This is a genomic window from Flavobacterium cucumis, from assembly GCF_900148835.1.
In the GTDB taxonomy this organism is placed as follows: domain Bacteria; phylum Bacteroidota; class Bacteroidia; order Flavobacteriales; family Flavobacteriaceae; genus Flavobacterium; species Flavobacterium cucumis.
In genome coordinates this window covers 444,388-456,731 of the sequence record NZ_FRYK01000001.1, presented here as the reverse complement: position 1 = coordinate 456,731, position 12,344 = coordinate 444,388, and the positions used below count along the sequence as shown (strand labels likewise).

Below are 12,344 nucleotides of genomic sequence, written 5' to 3'. Positions count from 1 at the left end.
AGGTTTTCTATATTCATCTACAAAGAAACTATTTTTTTGTTTATAATGTTGGGTAATTATTTTTTTTAATATTTTTTTTAGAAAAATTTGCAGAATAAAAAATATGTCATACATTTGCACTCGCAATCGAAAAGGTTGTTTAGGTATTGGCCCATGGTGTAATGGTAACACTCCGGTTTTTGGTACCGTCATTCAAGGTTCGAGTCCTTGTGGGCCAACAAAACTCCACTATATTTTTAGTGGAGTTTTTTTATTTTTAGGCTGTTTGTGTTTGATAATTTCCATAAAAAAAGACTGAGAATATTCTCAGTCTTTTTTTATGGAAATTACTTGTTTTATATTTTGAAAGTAATTACGGGTCTTTTAGCATGGTTGACTAAATCTTCACTAATACTTCCATTGAAGAAGTGAGCTAAACCTTTTCTTCCATGAGTACACATTCCTATTAAATCTGCGTCAATGCTTTTAGCAAAGTGTAGTATTCCTTTTTCTACATTAACGTCATTATAAATGTGTGTAGATAGGTTTGTATTTTTGAATTCAGAAATGAAATCATCTATTATTTGTTGGGCAACTTTTGTTGATTTAAAGTTGTTAGGGGTGTTTATGTTTACTAGGTGTAGTTTTGCTCCAAATTTTTCTGCAAAAGCACTTGCTTGTTCAAATGGTTTTTTTGCTTCGTCTGAAAAATCAGATGCAAAAACAAATTTATTAACATTGAAATTTTCCTCTTCCTTTTTTATTACTAATACTGGGATGTCAGAATGTCTAACGACTTTTTCGGTGTTAGATCCTATAAACATTTCTTGGAAGCCTTTAGCGCCATGTGATCCCATTACAACCAAGTCTGCATTTTGTGTTTTGCCATTTTTTAAAATTCCGTCAAAAGCAAGTTCAAATTGAATGATTTTAGAAATTTTTATACCAGACAAGTAATCGGCATTCATTATGGCGTCTAATTTGTTTACCGCTGCATCTTTGAATAACATTAATTCTGGTATTTCGTGAGATGTTGATAAAGCGTCATTTCCAGAGGTTGGCAATTCCAGCATATGGATTAAAAAGATTTCACCATCATTTTTTTTTGCAATTTGAGCGGCTACTTTTAGAGCGTACTCTGCATGCTTGGAAAAGTCTGTTGGAACTAAAATTCGTTTCATAAGTTTGTTTTAGGTTGTTAAAATGGTATATTTATATCATTTTATAAAGGTATTAAAATTATCTAAATAGACCATGTGTTTTTTATTATTTTTTTGTATATTTGCAAAGTTATTACAAGAGCAAAATAATTGTGAGGCACGCTGAGCGTGCCTCTTTTTATAAAAATATGACATTTAAAAGCAAAGTTCAGGAGGTGTTGGATGCGGTTTTACTAGATTATGCGCATCTTTTTTTAATAGATTTCTCTATCAATGATACTAATAAGATTAGTGTTGTTTTAGATGGGGATTTTGGCGTGAATCTTCAGGATTGTATCGATGTTAGCAAAGCGCTTGAGAGTAAGTTGGATCGTGATGAGCAAGATTTTTCTTTGGAGGTTGCATCTGCGGGTATTTCGAGTCCGCTAAAGTTGGTTAGGCAGTTTAAAAAAAATATTGGCAGGGTTTTAAAAGTCAAAACAGCTAATTCAGAGGAGTTTGAGGCAAAATTAGTTGCAGCTGATGACGAAAAAATCATTCTTGAATGGCAAGCTCGTGAGCCAAAAAAGATAGGTAAAGGAAAAGAAACTGTTGACAAAAAAATAGAAATTTCCTACATTAATATAAAAGAAGCAGTTGTTATAATATCATTTTAAATATAGAGTTGACATGGAGAATATTGCATTAATCGAATCGTTTTCAGAATTTAAAGACGATAAACTCATTGATAGAGTTACCCTGATGGCAATTTTAGAAGATGTGTTTAGAAATGCATTGAAGAAGAAATACGGTTCGGATGATAACTTTGATATTATCATCAATCCTGATAAAGGAGATATGGAGATTTGGAGAAATCGTGTCGTAGTTGAAGATGGAGAGGTTGAGGATCCAAACTCTGAAATTTCTTTGTCTGAGGCAAGAAAAATTGAGCCAGATTTTGAGGTTGGTGAAGATGTTTCTGAGGAAGTGAAATTATTTCAATTAGGAAGAAGAGCAATTTTAGCTCTACGTCAGAATTTAATTTCCAAAATTCATGAACACGATAATACAAATTTATACAAGCAGTTCAAAGATTTAATAGGTGATATTTACACAGCTGAAGTGCATCATGTTCGTCCAAAAGCTGTAATTTTGATGGATGATGAAGGAAATGAGATTGTATTGCCAAAAGAGAAGCAAATCCCTAATGATTATTTTAAGAAGGGGGATAACGTTAAAGGTGTAATTGAGAATGTTGAACTGAAGGGAAATAAACCTCAGATTATAATGTCAAGAACGGCACCGGAATTTTTGGAGAAATTATTTGAGCAAGAAATTCCAGAGGTATTTGATGGTTTAATTACAATTAAGAAGGTTGTTCGTATACCTGGTGAAAAAGCTAAGGTTGCAGTAGATTCTTATGATGACAGAATAGATCCTGTTGGAGCATGTGTAGGGATGAAAGGTTCTCGTATCCACGGAATAGTGCGTGAATTGGGTAATGAGAATATAGATGTGATTAATTATACTGCAAATGCGCAATTATATATTACAAGAGCTTTGAGTCCAGCAAAAGTTTCTTCGGTTAAGATTAACGAGGAAGCTAAAACAGCAGAGGTATCTTTAAAAATTGAAGAGGTTTCAAAGGCTATTGGTAGAGGAGGAAACAATATTAAGTTAGCTAGTTTATTGACAGGTTATGAGATTGATGTTATTCGTGAAGGCGCAGCTGAGGAAGAAGATGATGTTGAATTAAGAGAGTTTTCTGATGAGATCGAAGGATGGATTATTGAAGAGTTTGAAAAGATAGGTTTAGATACAGCTAGAAGTGTTTTAAAACAAGATGTTGCTGATCTAGTTAGAAGAACAGATCTAGAAGAAGAGACAATCATGGATGTTATGAACATCCTTAAAACAGAATTGGAAGGATAATAACTTTCTATTTTTAACAACACACAACAAAGAAGAATTTTAAAAAGATTATATGTCTGAAGAAAGAGTAATAAGAATAAACAAGATTTTAAGGGAGTTAAATATTTCTCTTGATAGAGCTGTGGATTTTCTTAAAGAAAAGGGTCATGAAATTGAGTCTAGTCCAAATGCAAAAATATCACAAGAGGAATATAAAGTCTTATGCGGTCAATTTTCTGCTGACAAAGGGAATAAGGTTGCCTCTCTAGAAGTGAGTGAAGAAAAGCGAAAAGAGAAAGAGGCGCTTAAAAGGGAGCTTGAAAAGGAACAAGAAGCAAAACGATTGCAAGAAGAAGAGCGACAAAGACAAGAAATTATTAAAGCTAAAGCTATTTTATCTGCTCCTAAAGCTGTGGGGAAAATAGATTTAGATCCTAAAAAGCAAGTTGTTACATCTGATACTTCTTCTTCTGAACAAAAAGAGACTCCAATTGAAGCTGTTGCTGAAAAAAATATAGCTGATGTTCTTTCAAAAGACGAGTCGGTTGATAATGGTGTTGTTGATAAGCAAGAAGTAAAGAAAGTTGAGCTTACAAAATCAGCAGAACTTACAACTGATACTTCTGAAGAAGGAGAAATTAAAATTGAAACACAATACCAAAAACTTTCAGGAGCTACTTTTACAGGTCAAAAAATTGATTTATCTCAGTTTGATAAACCTAAAAAGAAAAAAGAAGATCCTAAGAAAGACTTTAAAAAACCGGGAACTCCTCAAGCTCAAAATGCTGCTGGAGCTAATTCGGCTAATAACAAAAATAAGCGTAAGCGTATTGTTAAACCAGGTGCACCTGGAGCTTCAGGAGCTAATAATAATGTTGGAGGTCCAAAGAAAGAGTTTGTTAAAGGTGGTGGAGCAGGCTTTAACAAAGGTAAAAAACCAATTATTCAAAAGGTTGAGCCTTCTGAAGAAGATGTTAAAAACCAAATTAAAGAAACTCTTGAAAGACTTCAAGGAAAAGGAAATAAGTCAAAATCGGCAAAATATCGTAGAGACAAAAGAGATTCTCATCGTCAACGTGTTGATGATGAATTACAGGCTCAAGAAGAAGGAAGTAAAACATTAAAAGTTACAGAATTTGTAACAGTTGGTGAAATTGCTTCTTTAATGGATGTGCCAATTACTAAAGTAATCGGAACGTGTATGTCACTTGGGATCATGGTTACCATGAATCAGCGTTTGGATGCAGAAACACTGTCAATTGTAGCAGATGAGTTTGGATATGAGGTTGAATTTATCACAACAGATATTGAAGAAGCTGCTGTTACTGTGGAGGATAAACCTGAAGATTTAGTTCATAGAGCTCCAATAGTTACTGTTATGGGGCATGTTGATCATGGTAAAACTTCATTGTTAGATTATATCCGTAAAGCAAACGTTATTGCGGGTGAGTCAGGTGGAATTACACAGCATATTGGTGCTTATGGTGTAATTTTAGAAAATGGAGAAAAGATTACATTTTTAGATACACCTGGTCACGAAGCCTTTACTGCAATGCGTGCTCGTGGTGCACAAGTAACGGACATTGCAATCATTGTAATTGCTGCGGATGATGATATTATGCCACAAACAAAAGAGGCAATTAGTCATGCTCAAGCGGCTGGTGTTCCTATGATTTTTGCTATTAATAAAGTAGATAAGCCAGCGGCTAATCCAGAAAAAATTAAAGAGCAATTGGCAGGGATGAACTTACTAGTTGAAGATTGGGGTGGAAAATATCAGTCTCATGACATTTCAGCTAAACAAGGAACAGGAGTATCAGAATTATTAGAGAAAGTATTGTTAGAGGCTGAAGTTTTAGAATTGAAAGCCAATCCTAATAAATCTGCACTGGGAACTGTAGTGGAAGCTCAGTTAGATAAAGGTAGAGGTTATGTTTCTACAATTTTAGTTCAAGCAGGTACATTAAAAGTAGGAGATTATGTTTTAGCTGGGAAAAATCATGGTAAGATTAGAGCTATGTTTGATGAAAGAGGACACCAAATTAAAGAGGCTGGTCCATCAACTCCGGTATCTGTTTTAGGTTTGGATGGAGCTCCAACTGCGGGTGATAAGTTTAATGTTTATGAAGACGAAAGAGAAGCGAAACAAATTGCGGCTAAGCGTACACAATTGCAACGTGAACAATCGGTTCGTACTCAAAAGCATATTACACTTGCTGAAATTGGTCGTCGTATTGCGTTAGGGCAGTTTAAGGAATTAAATATTATCTTAAAAGGAGATGTAGATGGATCTGTTGAGGCATTGTCTGATTCGTTCTCTAAATTATCAACAGAAGAAATTCAGATTAATATTATTCATAAAGGAGTTGGAGCGATTACAGAATCTGATGTTTTGCTTGCTTCGGCATCTGATGCAATTATTATTGGTTTCAATGTACGTCCTCAAGGAAATGCTAAACAATTGGCTGAAAAAGAAGAGATTGATATCCGTAACTATTCGATTATATATGATGCTATAGATGATTTGAAAGATGCTATGGAAGGGATGCTTTCACCAGAGATGAAAGAAGAAATTACTGGTACTGCTGAGATTAGAGAATTATTTAAAGTTTCAAAAGTGGGTACAATTGCTGGATGTATGGTTACGGATGGTAAGATTTTTAGAAATTCTAAGATTCGATTAATTAGAGAAGGAGTTGTGATTTACACAGGAGAACTTGCTACTCTGAAACGTTTTAAAGATGATGTTAAAGAGGTTTCTAAAGGCTATGATTGCGGTATGCAAATTAAGAATTACAACGACATTCGTGAGTATGATTTAATTGAAGGTTTCCATGAAGTAGAAGTTAAGAAAAAATTAAAGTAATTACTTGTTTGTTTTAAAAACGGTGAAGCCATTCAATTTGAATGGCTTCACCGTTTTATTTAATAGGTTTTATTAATAATGCTGTACTGTATTTCTTTTTTATTTCGAGTAAAGCTTTTTCGGCTTCTAAACGTGTTTCGAAATTTCCTATCCAAACTTTAAAATTAGGATTTGTATATACTATTGTGGCTTCAAAATTTTTAAATTCTTTTTTAAATTCATTCAGTTTTTTCTTAGATTCATCACTGCTTCCGTAAAAAATTTGGATTTTATATCCTTCAAAAGATTGCGTGTAATTGTTTAATTTCCTTTTTTCTTTCAATAAAATTTCAATTTTTGAATCTTGAATAAGATTGGTTTTACTCTCTTGAGCATTTCCATAAATACTAAAAAAAAACGTTAGTATTATGTTTAACAATAATTTAGCTTTATGAGTTTTTTTCATCGTTTATTTATTTTAAAACAAAAATACAATTTATAGCGACATTGAGGCATTATGTAATTATTTAGAATAAATATAAATTACAACGTTAGGTAAAGTTAAGGTTTTAATAATAGGACTAATATTGTATTTTTGTCGGAGTTTTGAAAAAATAACATGTTTTTTTAGATAAGGTATGGTCAAAAAACATACCAAATTTAGTCGATAATCATTTTAAATATGAAAAAGGTGGGTAACCATAAATCGTTTTCAAAGATTTTCTTCAGTTTAGCATTCGTGCTAGTAACTTCTTTATCTGCATTTTCTCAAGATGTGGCGAAGGGTAAAGAATTGTTTAATACTAATTGTGCTGCTTGTCATAAGTTAGATGGTAAAGCTACGGGGCCTGCGCTTCGAGATGTTGCTTCAAAGTATGATAAAGAATGGTTGTACAAGTGGATTAAGAACAGTGGAGAATTAATCAAGTCAGGAGATGCGCAAGCTGTTAAGGTTTTTGAAGAGAACAATAAAGTTCCAATGACTGCATTTCCGCAATTGTCAAATGAAGATATTGACAATATTTTAGCGTATACATCTGAGCCTGCTCCTGCGGCACCTGCTGCTGTTCCTGGGGCTCCTGTTGTAGCTGGTAATGCTGCTGCTGATTCTGGGGTTTCTAATAATGTAATATTAGGAGTACTTTCATTAGTGATGTTAATGTTAGTGGTGATGTTGTTCTTGGTGAACAATATGTTAACAAAAATTGCTAGTGCAAAAGGATTGGAAGTAGAGCAAAAAGATCGCTCAGTAATGAATCTTTTCAGAGCTTATGCTAAAAATCAGTTTTTAGTTTTAGTTTCTGTTGTAGTTTTATTATTGGTTTCTGCTTATTTTGCATATGGTTGGATGATGCAAATTGGTGTGGATCAAGGATACGAGCCAGTTCAGCCAATTCATTATTCACACAGAATACATGCTGGTGAAAACGGAATTGATTGTAAATACTGTCACTCTGCGTCTCGAGTTAGTAAGCACTCAAATATACCTTCATTGAATGTTTGTATGAACTGTCATAAGAATATAAGTGAAGTTGCTGAAACTACTTTAGCAGAAGGTAATGAATTTGGTGTTAATTACAATGATGAAATTCAAAAGTTATACGATGCTGTTGGATGGGATAAATCATTACAAAAATACACTGGAAAAACGAAGCCTGTTAAATGGGTTAGAATTCATAATTTACCTGACCATGTTTATTTCAATCACTCTCAACACGTTACTGTAGCTGGAGTTGAGTGTCAAACTTGTCACGGTCCAGTAGAAGAAATGGAAATTATGAGTCAACATGCTCCATTAACAATGGGTTGGTGTATCAACTGTCACAGAGAAACTAATGTGAAAGTAGAAGATAACGCTTACTACAAAAAAATCCACGAAGAACTTTCTAAGAAATACGGAGTATCTAAGTTAACTGCTGCTCAAATGGGAGGTTTAGAATGTGGTAAATGTCACTATTAATAAAATAATTTAAGAAGCTAATATACTATACAATGGCATCAAACAAAAAATACTGGAAAAGTGTTGAAGAGCTAAACGAAAATAGCTCTATTGTTGAGACGCTAAGAAACAACGAGTTTGTGGAGCCAATTCCGGTTGACCAGTTTTTAGGAGATAAGGAATCTTTATCTTCTTCGTCAACTACTCGTCGTGACTTTTTAAAATATGTTGGATTTAGCACGGCTGCAGCTTCATTAGCGGCTTGTGAAGGTCCTGTTGTAAAGTCAATTCCTTACGTAGTTCAACCAGAAGAGATTATTCCTGGTGTTGCTGATTATTATGCAACAACTATGGCTGATGGTTTTGATTTTGCTAATATTTTAATCAAAACTCGTGAGGGTCGTCCTATTAAAGTAGAGAACAATAATTTAGAAGGAGCAAAAACTGGAGCTAATGCAAGAGTTCATGCTTCTGTTCTTTCATTATACGATAGTTTACGTTTGAAGCAACCTAAAATTGCTGGTAAAGATGCAACTTGGGCTGACGTAAACACTAAAGTTAAAGCTAGTTTAGAAGATGCTAAAGCAAAAGGTGGAAATGTAGTAGTGTTGACAAACACTATGGCAAGTCCATCTACAGATGCTTTAATTTCTTCTTTAGTTGCAAAATATCCAACAACTAAGCATGTTGTTTATGATGCAGTTTCTGAATCAAATGCTTTAGACGCTTTTCAAGCAGTTTACGGTGTAAGAGCTTTAGCTAATTATGATTTTTCTAAAGCAGATGTTATCGTTTCTGTTGGTGCAGATTTCTTAGGAGATTGGCAAGGAGGAGGTTTTGATGCGGGATATGCTCAAGGTCGTATTCCTAAAAATGGAATGATGTCTAAACATATTCAAATTGAAGCTAACATGTCTTTAGCAGGTGCTAATGCAGATGTTAGAATTCCAATGACTGTTGCGCAACAAAAACAAGCTTTAGCAGATTTATATTATGCTGTTGTTAATGGTGCTCAACCTAAAAATGCTAAAATTGCTAAAGCAGCTAAACAACTTAAAGATGCTAAAAATAAAGGTGTTGTTGTTACAGGTTTAGATGATGTAAATGCACAATTAGTAGTTTTAGCTATTAATAATGCATTACAATCTGTAGCTTTCAATCCTTCTGATGCTATCCTTACAAGAAAAGGAGATGCAAAAGCTGTTGCTCAATTAGTAGCAGACATGAAAGCTGGAAAAGTTCATACGTTAATTATGAATGGAGTTAATCCAGCTTACACTTTAGCTAATTCAAAAGATTTCGTTGCGGCTTTAAAATCAGTTAAACTTTCAGTTGCTTTCTCAATGAAAGAAGATGAAACTTCAAGTTTAACAAATATTGCTGCTGCGGCTCCACATTATTTAGAATCTTGGGGTGATGTTGCAATTACTAGAAGTAATTACAGCATTATGCAACCAACGATTCGTCCTTTATTCAATACAAAACAATTTCAAGAGGCTTTATTAGCTTGGACAGACAATACAGTTACTTATTACGATTTCTTAAAATCTTTTTCAGTTACTTCTTTAGCCGGAAAATCTTGGAATCAAGCAGTTCATGATGGTTTTGTTGCTTCTTTAGCAAGTCCATTAACTGTAGTTTCTGCTGATTATGCTTCGGCAGCTTCAGCTTTAGCTAAAGCAAAATCTTCTAATTTCGATTTAGTTTTATATTCTAAAGTTGGAATGGGAGATGGTCAACAGGCAAACAACCCATGGTTACAAGAATTCCCTGATCCTATTACAAGAGTATCTTGGGATAATTATGTAACTATGTCTAAAGCAGATGCTGAAGCAAATGGATTCAAAAACTGGAATGTTGCTAATGGAGGTTTGAACGGAAGTTATGCGACTATTAAAGTAGGAAATACTACTTTAGAAAATGTACCAGTTATTATTCAACCAGGTCAAGCAAAAGGAACTTTAGGTTTAGCTTTTGGATACGGTAAAAAATTAGGTTTAAAAGAAGAGATGCAAGTAGGTGTTAATGCTTATGCTTTATACGCTAACTTAAACTCGAATCAATCTGCTACTATTACTGTTGCTGACGGTGAGCATGAATTTGCTTGTGTTCAGTTACAAAAAACATTAATGGGTAGAGGTGATATTATCAAAGAAACTACATTAGAAGTTTTCAATACTAAAGATGCTAAAGTTTGGAATTCAGTTCCAATGGTTTCATTAGATCACAAACCAACAGCTGCTACAGAAGTTGACTTATGGGATTCTTTTGACAGAAGCGTTGGTCACCACTTTAATTTATCTATTGATTTAAATGCTTGTACAGGATGTGGAGCTTGTGTTATCGCATGTCACGCAGAAAACAACGTACCGGTAGTAGGTAAATCAGAAATCAGAAGAAGTAGAGATATGCATTGGTTGCGTATCGATAGATATTATTCTTCACAAGATACTTTTGCTGGAGATGTTGTTGTTAAAGAAGAAGCTTCAGGTTTATTGGATTCTATCGATACTTTTTCAGGAATGGAAGATCCTTCAGAAAACCCACAAGTTGCTTTTCAACCAGTTATGTGTCAGCACTGTAATCATGCTCCGTGTGAAACGGTGTGTCCAGTAGCTGCAACATCTCATGGTAGAGAAGGTCAAAACCACATGGCATACAACAGATGTGTTGGTACACGTTACTGTGCAAACAACTGTCCGTATAAAGTAAGACGTTTCAACTGGTTCTTATATAACAAAAACAGCGAGTTTGATTATCATATGAATGATGATTTAGGTCGTATGGTTATCAACCCAGATGTAAATGTACGTTCTCGTGGGGTTATGGAGAAATGTTCTATGTGTATTCAAATGACTCAAGCAGTTAAATTGAAAGCTAAACGTGAGGGTAGACCAGTTGGTAAAGATGAATTCCAAACGGCTTGTTCTGCAGCCTGTTCAAGTGGTGCTATGAAATTTGGTGACATCAATGATTCAGAATCAGAAGTGGCCAAACTAGTTGAGTCTGATAGAATGTATCATTTGTTAGAGCACATCGGAACAAAACCAAACGTGATGTACCACGTGAAAGTTAGAAACGATAAATAAGTATTAATTAAAGAAACAATATAAAGGATTATGTCGTCTCATTACGAAGCACCCATTAGAAAACCTTTAGTAGTAGGAAGTAAGTCTTACCACGATGTAACGGTAGATGTTGCTAGACCTGTAGAAGGTAGAGCTAACAAACAATGGTGGATAGTATTTTCAATCGCATTAGCCGCTTTCCTATGGGGATTAGGTTGTATGATTTATACAGTTACCACAGGTATTGGAACATGGGGATTGAATAAAACAGTTGGTTGGGCTTGGGATATCACCAATTTCGTTTGGTGGGTAGGTATCGGTCACGCTGGAACACTTATCTCTGCCGTATTATTATTATTCCGTCAAAAATGGAGAATGGCCATTAACCGTTCTGCAGAAGCTATGACAATTTTTTCTGTAATGCAAGCAGGTTTATTTCCAATCATTCACATGGGACGTCCATGGTTAGGATATTGGGTATTGCCTATTCCAAATCAATTTGGTTCATTGTGGGTTAATTTTAATTCACCTTTGTTATGGGACGTATTTGCAATTTCAACTTATTTGTCAGTATCATTAGTTTTTTGGTGGACTGGTTTGTTACCTGATTTTGCAATGTTACGTGATAGAGCAGTAACCCCTTTTACTAAAAGAGTTTATTCTATACTTTCTTTTGGATGGTCTGGTAGAGCTAAAGATTGGCAACGTTTTGAAGAGGTTTCTCTTGTATTAGCTGGTTTAGCAACTCCTCTTGTACTTTCTGTACATACTATTGTATCCTTTGACTTTGCTACTTCTGTAATTCCAGGATGGCATACTACAATATTACCTCCATACTTCGTTGCTGGAGCGATTTTCTCTGGATTTGCGATGGTAAATACTTTACTTATTATCATGAGAAAAGTATCTAACTTAGAAGATTATATCACTATTCAACATATCGAATTAATGAACATCGTAATTATGATTACGGGTTCAATCGTTGGTTGTGCTTATATTACAGAGTTATTTGTAGCTTGGTATTCTGGGGTTGAGTATGAACAATATGCCTTCTTAAACAGAGCAACTGGTCCTTATTGGTGGTCATATTGGTTAATGATGACTTGTAACGTAATCTCACCACAAGTTATGTGGTCTAAGAAAATTAGAACTAACATTATGGCGTCTTTCATCATTTCAATTGTGGTGAACGTAGGAATGTGGTTTGAGCGTTTCGTAATTATCGTAACTTCATTACATAGAGATTATTTGCCATCTTCATGGACAATGTTTCAACCAACTTTTGTTGATGCAGGTATCTATATCGGAACTATCGGATTCTTCTTTGTATTATTCTTATTATATTCTAGAAGTTTCCCTGTAATTGCTCAGGCAGAGGTTAAGACTATTTTAAAATCTTCAGGAGATAATTACAAGGCAGAAAGAGAAAAACACGGTCATAATCATTCAGATAATCATTAATA

8 protein-coding genes and 1 tRNA gene are annotated in these 12,344 nt (G+C 34.3%); 7 read left to right on the top strand and 2 right to left on the bottom strand.

Features of this window, described 5'->3' with window-relative positions:
- The first annotated feature begins 147 nt into the window (after positions 1–147).
- Positions 148–218: transfer RNA gene (locus BUE95_RS02125), tRNA-Gln, on the top strand.
- Between the two features lie 117 nt (positions 219–335).
- Here BUE95_RS02125 and BUE95_RS02120 read toward each other — a convergent pair.
- Complete coding sequence (locus BUE95_RS02120; protein WP_073580946.1) at positions 336–1,160, bottom strand: universal stress protein; 825 nt, start codon at positions 1,158–1,160, stop codon at positions 336–338.
- Between the two features lie 167 nt (positions 1,161–1,327).
- Here BUE95_RS02120 and rimP point away from each other — a divergent pair, with 167 nt between their 5' ends.
- The 3 genes from rimP to infB are packed head-to-tail and all read left to right on the top strand — an operon-like array spanning position 1,328 to position 5,895.
- Positions 1,328–1,795, top strand: coding sequence for a ribosome assembly cofactor RimP (rimP, locus tag BUE95_RS02115; protein ID WP_073582374.1), 468 nt, complete (start codon positions 1,328–1,330; stop codon positions 1,793–1,795).
- Between the two features lie 13 nt (positions 1,796–1,808).
- Entirely contained in the window at positions 1,809–3,050 is a 1,242-nt protein-coding gene (gene nusA, locus BUE95_RS02110; RefSeq protein ID WP_073580945.1) for a transcription termination factor NusA, read from the top strand.
- Between the two features lie 52 nt (positions 3,051–3,102).
- Entirely contained in the window at positions 3,103–5,895 is a 2,793-nt protein-coding gene (infB, locus tag BUE95_RS02105) for a translation initiation factor IF-2 (RefSeq protein ID WP_073580944.1), read from the top strand.
- A gap of 55 nt (positions 5,896–5,950) precedes the next feature.
- Here infB and BUE95_RS02100 read toward each other — a convergent pair whose 3' ends face one another.
- Positions 5,951–6,340 (bottom strand): SPOR domain-containing protein, encoded by a 390-nt coding sequence (locus BUE95_RS02100; RefSeq protein WP_073580943.1) that lies wholly within the window; start codon positions 6,338–6,340, stop codon positions 5,951–5,953.
- 216 nt (positions 6,341–6,556) lie between these two features.
- Here BUE95_RS02100 and BUE95_RS02095 point away from each other — a divergent pair, with 216 nt between their 5' ends.
- From BUE95_RS02095 to nrfD, 3 genes are read left to right on the top strand one after another with little or no spacing between them, the layout of a single operon-like run.
- Complete coding sequence (locus BUE95_RS02095; protein ID WP_073580942.1) at positions 6,557–7,834, top strand: c-type cytochrome; 1,278 nt, start codon at positions 6,557–6,559, stop codon at positions 7,832–7,834.
- A 32-nt stretch (positions 7,835–7,866) separates the two neighbouring features.
- A complete protein-coding gene (locus BUE95_RS02090) occupies positions 7,867–10,902 on the top strand; it encodes a TAT-variant-translocated molybdopterin oxidoreductase (protein ID WP_073580941.1) in 3,036 nt (1,011 codons plus the stop codon).
- Positions 10,903–10,932: 30 nt separating this feature from the next.
- Complete coding sequence (nrfD, locus tag BUE95_RS02085) at positions 10,933–12,342, top strand: NrfD/PsrC family molybdoenzyme membrane anchor subunit (RefSeq protein WP_073580940.1); 1,410 nt, start codon at positions 10,933–10,935, stop codon at positions 12,340–12,342.
- Positions 12,343–12,344 lie beyond the last annotated feature (2 nt).

Bases quoted from the DNA above. Each gene is read 5' to 3' on its own strand.
- BUE95_RS02120 (WP_073580946.1), bottom strand. From the start codon at position 1,160: ATGAAACGAATTTTAGTTCCAACAGACTTTTCCAAGCATGCAGAGTAC.
- rimP (WP_073582374.1), top strand. From the start codon at position 1,328: ATGACATTTAAAAGCAAAGTTCAGGAGGTGTTGGATGCGGTTTTACTA.
- nusA (WP_073580945.1), top strand. From the start codon at position 1,809: ATGGAGAATATTGCATTAATCGAATCGTTTTCAGAATTTAAAGACGAT.
- infB (WP_073580944.1), top strand. From the start codon at position 3,103: ATGTCTGAAGAAAGAGTAATAAGAATAAACAAGATTTTAAGGGAGTTA.
- BUE95_RS02100 (WP_073580943.1), bottom strand. From the start codon at position 6,340: ATGAAAAAAACTCATAAAGCTAAATTATTGTTAAACATAATACTAACG.
- BUE95_RS02095 (WP_073580942.1), top strand. From the start codon at position 6,557: ATGAAAAAGGTGGGTAACCATAAATCGTTTTCAAAGATTTTCTTCAGT.
- BUE95_RS02090 (WP_073580941.1), top strand. From the start codon at position 7,867: ATGGCATCAAACAAAAAATACTGGAAAAGTGTTGAAGAGCTAAACGAA.
- nrfD (WP_073580940.1), top strand. From the start codon at position 10,933: ATGTCGTCTCATTACGAAGCACCCATTAGAAAACCTTTAGTAGTAGGA.